General features: G+C 35.1%; 13 protein-coding genes. 8 read left to right on the top strand and 5 right to left on the bottom strand.

What is annotated here, in order from left to right:
* Positions 1 to 18 precede the first annotated feature (18 nt).
* The 5 genes from MP477_RS04280 to MP477_RS04260 form a co-directional block, all read right to left on the bottom strand.
* Positions 19 to 2,541, bottom strand: a complete 2,523-nt coding sequence (locus tag MP477_RS04280) for a S9 family peptidase (protein WP_257189286.1) — start codon at positions 2,539 to 2,541, stop codon at positions 19 to 21.
* Positions 2,542 to 3,918, bottom strand: a complete 1,377-nt coding sequence (locus tag MP477_RS04275) for a RagB/SusD family nutrient uptake outer membrane protein (RefSeq protein ID WP_257189285.1) — start codon at positions 3,916 to 3,918, stop codon at positions 2,542 to 2,544.
* A gap of 10 nt (positions 3,919 to 3,928) precedes the next feature.
* The gene (locus MP477_RS04270) at positions 3,929 to 7,006 is read right to left on the bottom strand and encodes a SusC/RagA family TonB-linked outer membrane protein (protein WP_257189284.1); all 3,078 of its coding nucleotides are present in this window, start codon (positions 7,004 to 7,006) and stop codon (positions 3,929 to 3,931) included.
* A gap of 150 nt (positions 7,007 to 7,156) precedes the next feature.
* Entirely contained in the window at positions 7,157 to 7,987 is an 831-nt protein-coding gene (locus MP477_RS04265; RefSeq protein ID WP_257189283.1) for a FecR family protein, read from the bottom strand.
* 93 nt (positions 7,988 to 8,080) lie between these two features.
* Positions 8,081 to 8,605: an RNA polymerase sigma factor gene (locus MP477_RS04260; protein ID WP_257189282.1), complete on the bottom strand. Its 525-nt coding sequence runs from the start codon at positions 8,603 to 8,605 to the stop codon at positions 8,081 to 8,083.
* 908 nt (positions 8,606 to 9,513) lie between these two features.
* Between MP477_RS04260 and MP477_RS04255 the strand changes: the two genes are divergently transcribed.
* The 8 genes from MP477_RS04255 (at position 9,514) to MP477_RS04220 (ending at position 16,121) form a co-directional block, all read left to right on the top strand.
* Positions 9,514 to 10,626 (top strand): transglutaminase family protein, encoded by a 1,113-nt coding sequence (locus MP477_RS04255; protein WP_257189281.1) that lies wholly within the window; start codon positions 9,514 to 9,516, stop codon positions 10,624 to 10,626.
* Between the two features lie 25 nt (positions 10,627 to 10,651).
* Positions 10,652 to 11,920, top strand: coding sequence for an RHS repeat domain-containing protein (locus MP477_RS04250; protein ID WP_257189280.1), 1,269 nt, complete (start codon positions 10,652 to 10,654; stop codon positions 11,918 to 11,920).
* Entirely contained in the window at positions 11,910 to 12,275 is a 366-nt protein-coding gene (locus tag MP477_RS04245) for a DUF2185 domain-containing protein (protein ID WP_257189279.1), read from the top strand. The genes MP477_RS04250 and MP477_RS04245 overlap by 11 nt, the downstream gene beginning before the upstream one ends.
* Before the next feature lie 30 nt (positions 12,276 to 12,305).
* Entirely contained in the window at positions 12,306 to 12,815 is a 510-nt protein-coding gene (locus MP477_RS04240; protein WP_257189278.1) for a hypothetical protein, read from the top strand.
* Between the two features lie 26 nt (positions 12,816 to 12,841).
* Positions 12,842 to 13,816 (top strand): hypothetical protein, encoded by a 975-nt coding sequence (locus MP477_RS04235; protein WP_257189277.1) that lies wholly within the window; start codon positions 12,842 to 12,844, stop codon positions 13,814 to 13,816.
* Positions 13,817 to 13,955: 139 nt separating this feature from the next.
* Positions 13,956 to 14,729: a DUF2314 domain-containing protein gene (locus MP477_RS04230; protein ID WP_257189276.1), complete on the top strand. Its 774-nt coding sequence runs from the start codon at positions 13,956 to 13,958 to the stop codon at positions 14,727 to 14,729.
* Positions 14,730 to 14,749: 20 nt separating this feature from the next.
* Positions 14,750 to 15,070 (top strand): hypothetical protein, encoded by a 321-nt coding sequence (locus MP477_RS04225; RefSeq protein WP_257189275.1) that lies wholly within the window; start codon positions 14,750 to 14,752, stop codon positions 15,068 to 15,070.
* A 25-nt stretch (positions 15,071 to 15,095) separates the two neighbouring features.
* Entirely contained in the window at positions 15,096 to 16,121 is a 1,026-nt protein-coding gene (locus MP477_RS04220) for a hypothetical protein (RefSeq protein ID WP_257189274.1), read from the top strand.
* Positions 16,122 to 16,249 lie beyond the last annotated feature (128 nt).

Genomic DNA, 16,249 nt, shown 5'->3' with positions numbered 1-16,249 from the left:
CCAAAATTGGCATCCTTTTCAATTTGAAAAATTCTCATTTTTGCAGGTTGGTTTTATTTGGTTATCTATCCATTCCACATTTGTTTTGCCTTTTAGAAAGTAGTCCCACCATTGCTGTAATCGTATTTTCAGATCGTCGGCTTCAGGAGTTTCATTGAACATTACATGACCAACATCAGGATAAAATAAAGCGATGACATCTTTGTTATTTCGTTTAAGGGCAATATAGAATTCCTGTATCTGTTTTGGGGGAATATTTTGATCTTCTAATCCTGACCATAGTAATATCGGAGCGCTCACCTTTTCGGCAAAAAGAACGGGACTATTAGCGAGATAGACCTCTTTGTTTTCAGCGAAGGACGGAAAATTATGCTGATTATTTTCTTTCCTCGCATAATCTGGAAAATGAAAATTGTAATTGTATGAAAAGTAGGACTCAATTAAATCGCTTATTCCAGCACTCGAAATATATGCTGCAAATCTCTTTGATTGCGTGGCAATAAAGTTGGTTTCATAACCTCCAAATGAATGTCCTGTCAATCCGATTTTAGATTTGTCTATATATTTTTTTTCTTTTATTGCGTCAAGAGCGAGATTAACACAATTTAAAGCTACTTCTCCTGAGCCCATTGGTTTTGGGGGGATATCAGGCTCATAAACAAAGTAGCCGTTTTCTACCAAGGCTTTTTTATCATATATTGGACTTGACATTCCTGCTATTAAAAATTCATTTGCCTGTGTATACTGCATCTGATATATCCGTACAATCATTGGATAGGTCTTTGTTTCAACAAAGTTCACAGGATAAAAGAGTGTTCCCTTTAATTTATTTCCAAATGAGTCGGTGTAAGAAACAATTTCCTGTTTGAGCTTCCTTGAAAGGGTATCATTTTTATTGGACGTATAAATGGTACTTTTTTTTCCATTTGGCAGTTTACTGTAAACAATCTTTGGTGGCGTATTATAATTTTCCTCAATGCTAAAGACATTTTTTAATTGAGCATCAAACAGAATTTCCTTTATTCTATTAGTGTTGCTAGGAAGAATTTTTCTAAGTGAATTTCTTTGCAATGAAAAAAATACGGTTTTGTTTTCTTGATCTTTCGTGCGGATAATAAGTGGCTGAGCCGCATTTATATAATTTGACTCAATAGGAATATTGAAAAACGTGTGTGCGCCACGGTTAGAAAATTTGTTGATTTTTTCGAAGGATGGATTTCCAGTGGATAATTTAAATTGTTCTAACAAACAGTTTTTAATTGTATAGCGCCAAACATCAGTATTACCTTCGAAGAATATATTCTTATTGCCTGTGCTAAAAACAGGATTTTGTAATATTACTTTGGATTTAATGTTAAAATGGGCGTTTGTGCATATATCCATAAGAACCCATTGTTTATCTGTTTTATTCTTTTCTGACAGCGCTAAGAGATAACTTCCATCAGGAGAATAAATGATCCGTGAGACTTTGCTGAATATTTGGCTATACTTATTTTCCTCCAGATCATATAGATAAACAGCCATTATTCTTTGTTCAGTTTCATAGTTATGGCAGCTTACTGGATCAAATGCTAATAAGTAACGGTCATTGTTGAAGGGAGTTAATATTAGATTTGGATTGTTATTTGGTAGTTTGAGGAGTAATCCGTCTTTAGGGCGCCAATAGATAAATTTGAATTGAGAAGAAAAGCCATCTTCATTTTCTTGTAGATTTCCATCTTTCCCGTACCATATTTGCGGACTTTTATTTTTTTTATGTTTCCTTTTTAACTGTATTAAGTATGCTTTCTCATCTTTAATTTCCGTAAATTCAATAGATTCTAATTCTTGAAATCCGATATTCTTCATGGAGTAAATATTACCTGTTTTTATATCTATGAATACGGGTTTGAGCAAAAGTTCATCACGTTCAGAAATCATTATCATTCTTCCGGATTTAGAGAGGTCTATTCGTGCTATTTCGTTAGTGGAACTGTATATGATTTTGGGAAGTTCTCCACTTAAATCAAAAACTTCATTCTTTTTATTTTTTGATGTGACAAAAAGTTTTGTTTTATTAGAATCTGTAAGAATATTTCCTTTTATGTGTTCAATTTTTGCGAAAATCTTTCCAAAACCATCATAAACCGTTAGGGTATTTTTATCGTCAAGAATTAAATAGCGATCAAGAACTGGAAAATAATCTACAGTCTTTACTTTTTGATATTCAATTTGTTTCAATGTATATAGATCTAATAAAACAGCTTTACTTTTTCCTGAAATCAGGAATTTGGCGTTTTTCATAAATAATTGCCTGTCAGTCATTGCCGCCAGTTTTGCGATTGGAATTTCGGGCTTGTTGGTGTCAAAAATCAAGAGAGTATCCTTGTTTTTTGGATATTGTTGCTTAACCGTTAGCCATCTTCCATCCTTTGACGTCAATAAATTTCGGATTGTATAGTTAGCAGAGTTATCTGAACTTATGTTTTCGGGTTCTATCAATTGCTGGCATCCAAAGAAAGTGGATGCCAACAATAGTAGAAGTTTTATAAGCGTTTTCATTTAATAACCTGAATTTTGAGGTTTTAAATTTGAATTGAGAAGCAGTTCCTTTTGCGGTAATGGCCATTTTTGATGGAAATTTTTCCAATTGGGTTTACTTGAAATTAATAAGTCCAATTTTTCGGCCTTTTTAAGGTCAAAAAAACGGTGCCCCATTTCGGTGAAAAATTCCCTATTATTTTCCATTAGAATTTCATTCAGGAAATTCTGTTGGGTGATCGGCTGTGTAATTGGATTTAATCCGGCTCGAAGTCTTGTAGCATTGAGAAAAGGGAGAGCCTCATCAATTTTGCCCTGACGAGCAAGAACTTCCGCTAGTAGGAGATAAGCCTCTTCTAAACGGAATACTACGGAATATTCATCAACATTATCCGTTTTGTTTTTATATTTTTCAGCCCGATACCAAGTCTGCCCTCCTACGGAAACTTGGGCAATCCATTGTTGTTTACGGAAGTCATTTTGTGCAAAAGAATTAATTAAAGTGCTGGACAGTGCATAAGAAGGAGGAGCTGTGTTCGAAAAGAAATAAAGTACACTTTCTTTGGTTGCTTGGCCTTGATTGAGGGGTTTAAGCTGCCAGAGTATACCATTATTATCTTTCTTAAAAACCTTCAAAATATCAGGTTGAAATTGATAAAGCGAGCTTGAATTTATTTGTTTCAAAAGAATTTCAGCATCAGTGTATTTCTTCTCTAAAACCAGTATTTTAGCTAAGACCAGCTGTGCAACTTTGCGATTAGGAATAACTCTCTCTGAGCTTCGATATTGATCGGTAAGTAGAGAAAGCACATTCCTCACATCATTTTCAAGCTTAGTGAGTAATTCTGACGCGTTCGTTTTGGAAATATTTTTATTGATTTGGTAATCTGTTGATATTACATAAGGTATATCACCAAAAAGTTGATTGAGGTAATAGTAAAGAACAGAGCGCACGAGCAGGGCTTCTCCTATTATTCTATTTTTGTCAGTTGCAGGTAATGAAGAAGATTTTTCTGAACCCTCAATGATTGCATTTGCTTGATAAATTTTTTGGTAAGCATTTGCCCAATAATTTGCTATTGAATTATTACTGTCTATTTGTTGATTTTGGAAAATTTCTGCCATTCCGGGATTGGAATTTAGTGCAAAAAAGTCCATTTCATCCGTATAAATTGATAGTAGACTTCCCGATTGGTCACCCGCCAACGGCGAATTATCCCACAAGCCTGCATAAAGTCCAGCCAAAGCTGAGTTCGCTGTACCGACATCCTCAAAAACTTGTTCAGAACCAATTTGATTTTCAGGTAAATCTACTTCGATTAGTTTTTCACAGGAAACTAATAAATATTGAATGATTGCAAGGATCAATGCAAAGATGATATGTTTTATTGTTTTCATTACTTTTTTTTTAAAGATTACATGTTACACCGAAGGTGTAGGTTTTTAAAGGTGGTAGAAACGATCCCGAACCTGATTCAGGATCAACACCAAAATATTTAGTCCACGTTATGAGATTTTGTCCCTGAAAGAATATTCTGACCTCGCGGATGATACTTTCCCTAAGCGGAATGGTAAAACCAAGTTCTACATTTTTCAGGCGTATAAAAGAACCGTCTGAGACAGATGCCGTACTACTTTGGAATTGTGAATGCATAGGATTTGATGAAGATCTATAGGGCATATAAATACCGGCAAGATTATTAGGAGACCAGACATTTAAAGCTTCGACAGGTAAATTATTCATGAGCCCTGGAGAAGGCATATTCGCATTATAATTTCTTTTTGACTGGTTTACATACTGAAAGAGAAATGATAAATTCCAGTTTTTGTATTTAAATGAATTGTTCCAGCCACCAAAATACTTCATCGCGATATTTTCTACAGCCTGTTTATCGTCCGCTGTAATTTTACCGTCACTGTTGTAGTCTGTAAAGATATATTGGCCAGTTTTTGGATTTATGCCCTCCAGATTATATAATTTAATAATTGAAGTCGGTTGTCCGATAACGAACTGGTTGGCGTATGTAGAGCCTTCCAGACCAGGGAAAGAGATCAGCTTATTTCTTGGAAAACTGATATTAAATGATGTTTCCCAACGAAAAGATGCAGATGATAATGGTTTTGCGTTCAATTCAATTTCCAGTCCGGTATTTTGTATTGTCGCATCTAAGTTTGCAAGCACAGAGGAAAATCCAGTTAGATTGGGAAGTTGGTAGCCGATCAATTGGTTTGATGATCTATTATTGTACCATGCTGTATTTATGTTAATCCGGTTATTAAAAAAGCCAAGCTCTAAAGCAATTTCCAGTTTTCTTGTCTTTTCCCAGCTGAAATCTCCGTTATAGAGTCGGGAGGGGATCAGCCCGGTAATATTATCATATTGGGAATTGGTCACACTATAGGTGTCATAATATTGGTAATCGCCTATATTGTCGCTTCCAGTTGTTCCATAACTGCCTCTTAGCTTTCCAAAGCTAAGCCATTTGTTATCTTTAAGAAGATTTTCTTCAGAGAAAATCCATGCGGCTCCGAGTGCTGCAAAATTTGCGAATTTGTTGTTGGTTCCGAATCGGCTGCTTCCGTCACGTCTTCCCGTAATATTTAAAATATATTTGTCAGCTAGCTGATAATTAATTCTACCAAATAATGCAGCGTACTTGTAGTGTGTCGTAATCTGATCATTTATTGTTTTGTATTTCGCGGCGGCGATATTTTTTATAAAGACGTTAGATTCGAAGCCAGAGCCCTGCATTGAGCTAGTCCCATTTTTTTCATGTTGATAAGAAGCGCCAAGAAGAATATCTAACTTGTGAATTCCTTTGCTGAAATTCCAGTTTATTTGCGGTTCAATGATATAAGAAAAGCGATTGTTATTACTTTTGGACGCACTTGAGTATGCGCTGGATTGGCCTGAGATATATGCTGGATTATTAATTGTGTTAGGACTTAATGCCCATTCTTCAAATGTTTGATAGTTAATACCAGCATTAAGTTTCAGTATTAAATTGGGAATTAGCTCATATTGTGTATTTAGATTCGTAAGGTATTGAAGATTTTCGTAGGAATATGTTCCATTGTAAGCTGCAGCCGGATTTGTAAAGGTGTTCTTCTCCCAATTCAGACTTCCGTCAGCATTATATAACGCTGGAGCATTGGCTGGTAAAATATAAGCTTGTCTTGTAACATCACCGTTTACAAAATTGTTTTTCTGATGTGAAAAGAGATTACTTAGGTTTAGCTGGAATTTTTTATCCAACGACCGATGCGATAGGTTACCTGAAATAGTATTGGTTTTGTAATTAAACCTATCAGAAAATACTGTCGTTTGTTCATTATGACCTAAACTCAACAAAAAGGTGGTGGTTTCACTTCCTCCGGTAACCGACAACAGGTTATTTGAAAAAGTTGCGGTTTTACCGAAAAGTTCTTTTTGCCAATCAGTATTTCTGTTTTGATTCCACACTCCATTAATATCATAGGCAGAAACTGGGTAAGAAGTAATACCGTTATTCGAAAATGCCTCACGTCTCATATTCAGGTACTGCTCCGTATTCATTAATGTCAGATTCGATATCGCTTTACTAATGCCATAAGATGTCGTCAAGTTCAATCGTGGCTTTCCAGATTTTCCTTTTTTTGTTGTTATTAAAATAACACCATTTGCACCACGAGAGCCATATATTGCCGTTGCGTCAGCGTCTTTAAGGATTTCTAGCGATTCAATGTCCTGTGGGTTAATACTGTTTAAAGGGTTAATTGAGGCAAATGGTAACGAAGATGCGCCATAAGGTGAAGAAACTTCACCGCCGATAGGTACACCATCTACAACATACAAGGGTAGACTTCCATCAATTCCGCTATTGGATACTGTTCGCAAGCTATTTCTTCCGCGGATTTGAACTTGATAACCACCTCCCGGAGTACCACCGTTCTGGGTAATGCTTACCCCCGCCATTCGACCTTGTGCTGTGGACAAGACATTATTTACTGGTTGGTTCTCAATTTCTTTAGCGCTGATTTTTGCAATGCTTCCAGTCTGTTCTTTTTTTGAGACTTTATAGTAACCTGCGTTCAGCACCACCTCGTCGATGTTATGAATATTAGATGTTTCGTGTATGGTATCAGCTTTTATAATTGTCGGGGTATGTGCTTCAATATTAGCAGATATGGCCTTGTTTTTTTTTGGACGAATAATGATGCTATTGTTATACATTAACGTCTCGACTGGTATATCTTTTAGCATCTTTTTTAAACAATCCATTACTGGCTCGTTCTTACACTTAAAAGGTTGAACAGTATAATTTTTCAAATCGTCCGTGGAGTAATTATACTGTATGTTATTTTCGGTAAGAAATTTTTCAACTGCTTTTGGTGCAGGTGTTTTACCGATTTCAAAACTGACCCTCATTTGCGAGAGATTCTGTTGGGCCTGTAGCCCCTGCCAGCCGAATAACAGAAATACAGCTGCAGTGCATAAAATTTTCATATTTTTGCATTGTATTTAAAAATTAATAATTCCGTTTAGTTTTATTAGTTGGATACGGGACCGACGGGTGCAACCGTCGGTCCAATTTTCGTCCAATTTCACATAGGTTAAATGTCTGGGATCTTGTCCGCAGTAATCATAGACCGGAGTTTACTCCTCCAATTCAAAAGTATTAACATTGGTTTTCTTTATGTTTAGGTTTAGTTGTACTGAAATCCGCTCAATCAGTTCTTCCGCTGTAGCTTCTTTACTTAAAATAGATATTTTTGACGAGGCTTTATCTGAAGGGATTTTTATTGTAATTGCATATGTTTTTTCAATAATCTTAAGGGCATCCTGTAAGTAGAAGTCAGTAAATCCTAGGGTGGCGATTTTATTTTCATTTTTGTAACCTCTATTTATTGTAGGAGTTACTGCTGCAACTTGCTTGGAACCCATATTTGTGAATGTTTCCCTTGGCCGGATGATATAAGATTCTTGGGGTTTCGCAGAGTTGCTCACCTGGACTTTTCCCTCATAAAGATCCACGTTAAACGTGCGGCCTGCTTGTGTCACTTTAAAGACGGTTCCTAACACTTTAGCTTCATAGGAACCTGCGTGTACAATAAATGGATGTATCTTTGATTTGCTGACCTTAAAAACGGCATTTCCATCGAGAAAAACATCCCTTGTATCGGAAGGAAATGTTTTGTCAACAGTTAGTTTTGAACCTTTTGAAAGGGTAATTTGAGAACTATCTTTTAAAGTTATTACCAGATCATTATCCCTTGCATAATAGACATCGGGTAGCACATACATTTCGTAAGTGAGGATAGTACCGATTAATAGTAGAATTGAGGCTGCTATTGCAGATACGAATCGGGTGATTTTCCTTTTTCGCTTTTTGGCTTCATGAGCCCTTATACGAGAGATGATGGCTATCCAATCCTCTTCTGCCTCTTGAGCCGAGAGTGGTTCAATGTGTGGATCTTTATTGTTCATATGAAAGGGTCTTTATTACATTTAGCTGGGAAATGAGAAAAAGCCCCCCTTTGAAATAAAAAATTAACTGTTTTTAACTAAGATTAACGCATTTTAAGACTTGTTGTGAAAATTTTTAAGAAAAATCATAGCCTTTGAGATTTGTTTTTGCACCGTTTTTTTTGGCAAATTAAGTTGGAAGGCGATTTGTTCCTGGGTAATGCCGTCGAGCTTATTCATTGTAAACATTTGTTTTCTTGAAAGAGGGAGCATCTCAAGACTATCTTGCACTGCTTTGAGCTGTTCTTCTTTTATGAGTTTAGCATCTAGCTGATCGACAGAATCATCGGGATTTTCTGGAATTTCAAAATTAATTCCCAATGATTGTTTTTGTTGTGCTGCGAAGAACTTTGAAATTTCTTGGTTACAAGTCTTAAAAATAATATTTTCGGTATTTGTACCTCCCAATGCTTCTTTATATTCCCACAGGTGAAAGAACACATTTTGTGAGATGTCACGGATATCGTTCCTATTGTTAACTTTTCCTTTGATATAATGAAATATGCGTTCGCGATATGTATTATATATCAATTTATACATATCTTCTACATCAATTATATGCTTAGGGAAGAATTTCATTAACTAGGTTTTTCGGAGATCTCGCTTTACAAATTTAACTATATTTTATTGAATGAATTAATTTTTATAATAGATTTGTAGTTAAACTTTCGATTATTCGAATAGTTTTGTGCTGAATGTGATATTTTCAATATTTATGTATAAATTTAGAAATTACATCCATTAACGGTGAAAATAAATTTCGTCTTAAAAATATTTATATATTTACACCCTAAATTTTATCGAAATAAAATAAAAGCGTAAGCTGTCAACTGGTTAGAGAAAACTGCGAATCTTCTTTACAACCATTTTTTGACAGACTTACGCCCGTGTACCCCTATATGGGCATGGGCTAGGTCGTCTATATGGTTGTCGGGTTCTCGCAGTACCTCTCTAACATAGCGTCGTAGTACCATGCCTTTTGTGTTTTTCACTTAGAAATACATCAGGGCAAAGTTGTAATAACTCAATTATATTACGACAGGTTTTGGCGTTAGCCCAGTTTAATTTTGCTTTTAAAGAGGTAGAAACTAATAGCTAAACAAAGGAAATTATTCAAAGTTCCGTGAAAATACCTATGTTTTAGTTTTAAAAATTAAATATATTGCGAAGCCAAAATCAACCTATAGGACACATTTAAACCGATGAGACAAATTATATTACTTTACTGTTTTTTAGCAGCATGCTATAGTTATGGACAAATCCCCAAATTTCCTGAAGCTCCACAGCAAGCCAATTTAAATAGCGTTTCGGTGATTCGGAATGGGACATCCAATTTAACTCCTAGAGCAAATAATTACCCGACCGTTGTATATCCACATAAGAAAGTTAGTTCGCAGTCAGATCAAGAGCACATAAATAAGGAGGTTGAACGTCAGATCGAAGAGATTCGGGCGGAATCCTTTTCCAGAAATTTTATGCTAACATCAATGTCGGATAAGAAGGGAACCGGTGCCTATTATAATGCTTTTGAAAACCTATCAAAACTTGATCCAGAAGGTTACTCAATTGCAGATGCAGTCTTTCTGGTGGAGAATGCTTACAATAATAATGATAAAAAATTTCATTCTACATATCAGGATCAAATTCAAAAGGCTACTAATATCATCCGCAGGGATATTAAAAATAGTGGAATTGAAGATACTGACAATGTTTCTAAAAATTTGTCGATTTTCAAATACTTTGCAGAGGACAGTAAACTAAACGGAAAAGTAGTCCACAAAGCCATAAAATATGACTTTGATGATTATATGGGGGCTAAGGACTACTCAAAAATGTTTGTTTCTAAACTGATGAATACAAATTCGGGGCAGTGTCATTCAATGCCTTTACTATACCTTATTTTAGCTGAACAGATCGGTGCAGAAGCTTACCTGGTTATGTCTCCCAATCATTCTTATATACGATTTAAAGATGCTGATGGTGAAATGCTAAGTGTTGAGCTTACGAATGGAATGTTCTCTGCCAATTCTTTTGTGCTTAATTCGGGATATATCAAAGCAGAAGCGTTAAAGAATAAGCTCTATATGCAAAATCTGAATAAGCGTGAGATTTTGTCACAGACCTATGTTGATCTTGCTAGCGGATATATCCACAAGTATGGTTACGACGAATTTGTGTCCAAAGTCTTGGATAAGGCATTAGCTCTCAATCCAAATAATATCAACGCTACATTATGGAAAAGCAACACAGATCAGGTACGCTTCATGCAGGCTTGTAGTAGGTTCGGAATCGATCCTCAAATTAAGGAGCAGCTTCAAAACATCCGTAATTATCCTCCATTGGAAAATCAATTTCGCCAAATAAATATGGCCTTTGATTATATAGATCAATCAGGTTTTACCCAGATGCCACTTGATCAATATGAAAAATGGCTTGGTTCGTTAAAAAGTACCGAGAATAAACAAAACAGCGACGAAATTGCTGAAAGGATGAGAATTATAAATGCTCAAAAGCAGAAAGAAGCCAAAAATAAACCAAAACCAGTAACACCTAAAAAAGAATCCCCCAAGATTTACAAGATTCCAAAAGAATGGTTATAAAAAACAATAAAAAAACAAATAAATTATGAGGAAGATTTTATTTTTTGTTTTCCTGTTCCTAGTATGCTTTTCACAAGCTCAGGAAAAACAAAAGAAAAAAAACACAAAGCAAAAGGAATGGGTAAATCCCGTTAAACTGACCAAGGAAGAGCGATCTCGGCCCTACATGACTGAGGTACTAAAAACCAGAGATAGTCTTAGTCCGGACGAAGCTGAGAGAAGAAGAAAGAATATTGAGGCAGGGAACCCTTTCAAAAAATATGGCTACTATCCTAAGGTTGCAACATTAAGTAAAGGAAAATATCTTGAATTTCATGATCAAGATAGTATTGTCACAATCGGATCAGCGCGCTTCAATGTAAAAAAAGGTGAAGTGATCGATTTCTTGGAAGTGGATCTAGACGATCCCGACGCTCAGCCGATTGGAGACACACACGGCCGTTGGATTAGCCCTGACCCATTAAGCGAGGAGTTCTCAAGCTGGACGCCATATAATTATGTATTTAACAATCCCATTAGTAATATTGACCCAGATGGGAGAGAAGGTTTAGGATGGGGGCTGGGTAAAGATAATGTCTGGCAATGGCAGAGTGATTTGACGGCGGATAATTATCAATCAAGAGGATTTACTGAATATAAACCTGACGGTTCTGTAATAAGTAATGCAACCATACAAGGGCAAGGAGGTGATGCAGGTTCCGTTTACTTGGGCCTTAATGGACAGGCACAATCTCTTCCGGCTGGTGGCGCTACTGGGGCACTTCAATTATCTAATTTTACAAGGGATGCCATTTCATCTACTCTTTCAGCAGTGGGTTCGGCAATTAATGGGATATATGATGTTTGGATGATTGCGACTTTTAGTCCAGATCCAAATATGAATCTGAATACCCCTAGCGCAACAACACCAGTTGGAAAGGCTTTTGAGATGGCAGGCAGCGTTGCGCCCTTGTTAGGAGCAGAAGCAAGTGGCACAAAAAATGCTATTACAGAGCCAGTCACAAATACGCTATATAAGCGACCAAATAATGCTACAACCGCTGCACAAAGAGCGGCAGTTCAAGGAGAGCCTTGTGTTACGTGTGGAGCTACAGATACAAAAATGGTAGCGAATCATAAATATGAACTTGTCAAAGAACATTACCAGACGGGAACTATTGATACAAAACGAATGAGATCATTAAATGCTGTTAATTCTCAGTGTCAAACTTGTTCTGCACAGCAAGGTGCAGCGATGAGTAAATACTCAAAGGAAATGAAAAAAGTAATACAACAAAGAACAAATGGACAATAAATATATAGAAGAGCAAAAAGAGATTTGTATTAAATATAATCAAGCATTTTTTAATACTGGTCTTGATTTAAAAATTGGCATGTCTAATAACTTTGGTAGTGGTGAAATGCCATTAAATGGATTAAGACATTTTCCAGAAGGAGATACTTCAGGCTGGTACATTTGGGCTGGGGATTACTCTGAATCTGATGATTTTTTTAAACCAATTCATATTTTTCATTTACTTGAAATTTTTCCAGGCATAGTAAAATATTTAGGACTTCCCCCTGGGAATCGTTTTTTGATGGACGATAAAGGCTATGAAGATGTTTGGTTCGATGATGGCTTATTAGTTTATGATACTCAACAATCATAAAATATATAACCAAAACAACCTTATGAAAAAATGGCGAGAAGAGTGAAAACTAAGATCGGAGATATATTTTCAATAACATTAGATAGTGGGAAAAAAAAATATTTTCAATACATAGCAAATGATTTGACACAGCTGAATAGCGATGTTATTCGTGTTTTCAGAAAAGAATATCCAAAGGATAAAATTCCTGATTTTTCGGAACTTCTAGCGGGAGATGTTGACTTTCATGCCCATACCATGATTAATATCGGAGTAAAACAACATTATTATAAGCAAGAAGGGAGTAGTGTTATTTATGCTGCAACACAAGATATCTTATTCAGAGATACCAATGATTACGGTAATAAAGTTGGGGAAGAGCCCATAAAATTTTCTGAAAATTGGTTTGTATGGAAAATCAATGATAAAAGTTTTACAAAGGTTGCTAAACTGGAAGGAGAAAATCGAAAAGCAGAGATCGGAATTGTAATTCCTCCCTTTGCTGTAGTGGAAAGAATAAAGACTGGGAAGTATAATTTTGTTTACCCAGATTTTGATTAGAAACTCGTGCTAAGTAATGTTTAAGAATGGGAGAACAATATTTAATTTTTAAAAAGGGGGAGCTGGCGAAATCTGAAATTTTAGCTAAAGAGCTAAATATTTCTGAAAGTGATTTTATTAAAATTCAAAATTGGTTTTACTTATTGCTATTGAAACATGAGCAAGCGATTCATGATATGAAGGAGCAGGTAAAAACAGAAAAAGAATTGGAAGCAAAATTCAACCAACTCATTTCATCAGAAATCGAAAGGAAATGTTACAAATACATCCTTCCTAAGTTGTTGCATTACAACAATGTATTCAATGATGCTTTTTTGAGGTCATTATATGTTGTAAGATTAGGTGCATTACTCAGAGATAATTTGATAGGCAAATTTGTAAAGGACAAGATGATTGTATATTCACCAGAAGATTTTTTTCATATTACTGTTTATCTTAGAGATAACTATTTCGTTTCGCCCAACAGTAATTTCATAGAAGACATTCTAAAAATAGAACATGTTCGTGGAATTTTTAAACAGGCTACTAACGAAGTTAAGTTTTCAACTTTGAAAAATATATTGCACATTATTCAGCAAAAGACCTTTCACCATGATATTATCTGTTTTAAAAAGATTTTAAAATTGGTTTCGCCTAAGGATGTCGCATTAATTGATTATTTGAAAAAATTTCAAGTGGAAAATCAGCAGGGCTGTTATAAAATCTTGAATGGCATTTTTAATTTAGAAATTGCTGAAGACGATTGGGATGATTTTGACATTAAAGTTCAGCTTATTAATTTCTTTGATACTGGGCGTGGTGCTAATCCATCCGCAGGTTGGAAAAAGAAATTCCAGGAGCTTTCAGGAACTATTGATAGTAAAAAGCTTTTACTAACCGCCAATACAGTTTTGAAAAATGACAATTGCAAAAACTTTGAGTTTGATTATGGGGCGCAATGGGGGGATGATACAGCAAAACGATTTTTGAAATCGGCACAGTGGATAAGAGCTATTTTATGATGAATAATCCTCGATAAATTGATCTGTTTGAACTGCATTGTATAACCCAAAATGCGATGTGTAAAGTTATAAATTAAAAGATGTCTGCTCGACTATAATAATATAACCCTAAAACAACGGTGACATTCACCTGTGAAACATGAATAAAAGTTTTCAGTTAGAGGAAAATCAAGAATATCTCTATTTATTATATAAAGCAAAAAATACCATCTGGCATTTCAATAAACTAATTAAAGAAGGATATATGGGCTATACTTCTATAAAGTTTAAAAATAAGGATGAAATTTTCGTGTGGTTGGAGGATGTCAGGATCGAGGATGGCTATTACAGTGGAGTTTTGGCAGAAAATGGTAATCCCGAAAACGTTCCATTCAGTGAAGCTGTGGATTGGCTAATTATTGAGAACCAAAGGATGCTTGGGGGGTATACTATAAGACAATATAGAAATATGCTTGGAGAAGAAGATAAACTGAATTTTGAAATATATTGCGGGGCACGAATTGATGACGGAGATGATTTCTTTAGGCCAGATTTGACTACACCGGAAGGTGCAATTATAAGAATCGAAGAATTTTATAACAATAAGGACCTTGATGGCATATTTTCCTGCAAAGATTTCAGAAAGGAGGCTGAAAATATTATGATTGATCATTCTGTAGTGGTTAATGAAAAGAATCTTACAATGATAACAGCCGCATTGAAAACATCTTTTGTTGATGATTTAGAAATAAGTGGTTTTCCGAATTTTGAAGGTATAGAAAGAGTATTCACTTTGAAAGATCAAAGGGAAGATCAGCATTTGATTGAGGAAAAAGTTATTTATAGGGATGGGGCAATTACGAAAAATGAGCTATGGGTTTGGAATTCTGGTCCTTCTGGCTGGAAAGTATTGAACCTAGTTGAGAAAAACTAATTATGAAATGCAAATAAACGATGAGATTAGAAGAAATAATTAAAGCCATAAGAATTAACCGAGTAGAGGAATTATTAAGTGAAAATTTTGTTGATCTAGATCTTGATAAGATTATGATCTATGCCGAATATTCTATTGGCGCTGACAGCGATTATAAATTCTTTAAATCAAAAAGAGGGTTCGGAGAAATTATAAAAGATAACAATGTAAATTATGAAAGGCTCTGTTCAATTCGAGAGTTAGATAATTTAATAAATTTTTTCCTTTCAAAATATTCTAAAAAGGATGATGATATATTGGTAATTGAGGTTCTTGATTATCTTGATACTAACAATAACTAATATTCTTAATTTACAGACCTACATTATGAAGTACTTTATTATAACCTTATTTGTAATGCTAAGCAATCTTGTTAAAGCGCAGGAAAACCGCTTTTATGATGATGCATTTCTCACAATAGACAATATGCTTACTGATAAGCAGGCTTATAGTTTTAAGACTGCTGTATTGAGCGTGGAGGAAGCATATTACCAGGGTAAACTAGATACAGCAGAAGTGAGCCGGAAAATAAAATTCATGGCAAACTTTGCAAAAAAAATAATAGAAAATAGGGACTTGACCTATGAAGGAAAAGATAAAGCAGCTGTAAGTAAATACGCTGCAATATTTTCTGTTATCTGTCAGGAAACGCCAATTGTTATTAATAGGGATACGCTCCAGTATAAAGCGTTTTCCTATGATTTTAATGATGTGTTTGGGCACAAAGACCTCTCCAATCTTTTTGTTTCCAAGTTGGTGAATACACAGAAAGGTAACTGTAATTCTCTGCCATATCTTTATAAAATACTGGCGGAAGAAATTGGAGCAGATGCGAATTTGGCGCTTGCACCAAACCATATTTACATTAAGCATAATATAAAGTCTATTGGCTGGTATAACACGGAATTAACAAGTGGTATCTTCCCGCAGGATGCTTGGCTCATGGCATCAGGATTTATTCATTTGGATGCTATACAGAATGGCGTTTACATGAAAGCATTGACTGATCGGGAAAGCCTTGCACTTTGTTTAGTGGATCTTGCCAATGCATACAACAGATCTTTTCCCGAAAATGATGGTAAGTTCGCTTTGAAATGCGCGGAAAGAGCATTACAGGTTTATCCCTATTTAGTAACAGCCCTGATTTTAAAAGCTGAAACTCATAAGGAACAATATCAAAAATTAGTTGCTACTGAACCAAAAGCTATGCAACTTCTTTCTACACTTAATAAGGAATATAAACATATTCATGAAATAGGATATCGAAATATGCCAGAAGGCATGTATCTTGAATGGCTGGTTTCCTTAAAGACAGAACGAAAAAAATATGAAGACAATAGGCTGAGTCGTTAATTGGGGTTTTACTATTATTCTTTAAATGTAAACTCAAATAATTTCTGTAACAATTTTTTTTGTAGCATCCGAGATTATTAATTTGTGTCAAAAATTATGAACTTTAAATCATAGTTAGAACATATAAT

The organism is Chryseobacterium sp. WG23 (assembly GCF_024586575.1).
Lineage (GTDB): Bacteria > Bacteroidota > Bacteroidia > Flavobacteriales > Weeksellaceae > Chryseobacterium.
Note: the sequence above shows the minus strand (reverse complement) of the source record. Positions and strands in the feature narration are given on the sequence as shown.

What these genes read in the sequence shown, in the direction of transcription:
- MP477_RS04280 (WP_257189286.1), bottom strand. Translation starts at nt 2,541, where the DNA reads ATGAAAACGCTTATAAAACTTCTACTATTGTTGGCATCCACTTTCTTT.
- MP477_RS04275 (WP_257189285.1), bottom strand. Translation starts at nt 3,918, where the DNA reads ATGAAAACAATAAAACATATCATCTTTGCATTGATCCTTGCAATCATT.
- MP477_RS04270 (WP_257189284.1), bottom strand. Translation starts at nt 7,006, where the DNA reads ATGAAAATTTTATGCACTGCAGCTGTATTTCTGTTATTCGGCTGGCAG.
- MP477_RS04265 (WP_257189283.1), bottom strand. Translation starts at nt 7,987, where the DNA reads ATGAACAATAAAGATCCACACATTGAACCACTCTCGGCTCAAGAGGCA.
- MP477_RS04260 (WP_257189282.1), bottom strand. Translation starts at nt 8,605, where the DNA reads ATGAAATTCTTCCCTAAGCATATAATTGATGTAGAAGATATGTATAAA.
- MP477_RS04255 (WP_257189281.1), top strand. Translation starts at nt 9,514, where the DNA reads ATGTCGGATAAGAAGGGAACCGGTGCCTATTATAATGCTTTTGAAAAC.
- MP477_RS04250 (WP_257189280.1), top strand. Translation starts at nt 10,652, where the DNA reads ATGAGGAAGATTTTATTTTTTGTTTTCCTGTTCCTAGTATGCTTTTCA.
- MP477_RS04245 (WP_257189279.1), top strand. Translation starts at nt 11,910, where the DNA reads ATGGACAATAAATATATAGAAGAGCAAAAAGAGATTTGTATTAAATAT.
- MP477_RS04240 (WP_257189278.1), top strand. Translation starts at nt 12,306, where the DNA reads ATGGCGAGAAGAGTGAAAACTAAGATCGGAGATATATTTTCAATAACA.
- MP477_RS04235 (WP_257189277.1), top strand. Translation starts at nt 12,842, where the DNA reads ATGGGAGAACAATATTTAATTTTTAAAAAGGGGGAGCTGGCGAAATCT.
- MP477_RS04230 (WP_257189276.1), top strand. Translation starts at nt 13,956, where the DNA reads ATGAATAAAAGTTTTCAGTTAGAGGAAAATCAAGAATATCTCTATTTA.
- MP477_RS04225 (WP_257189275.1), top strand. Translation starts at nt 14,750, where the DNA reads ATGAGATTAGAAGAAATAATTAAAGCCATAAGAATTAACCGAGTAGAG.
- MP477_RS04220 (WP_257189274.1), top strand. Translation starts at nt 15,096, where the DNA reads ATGAAGTACTTTATTATAACCTTATTTGTAATGCTAAGCAATCTTGTT.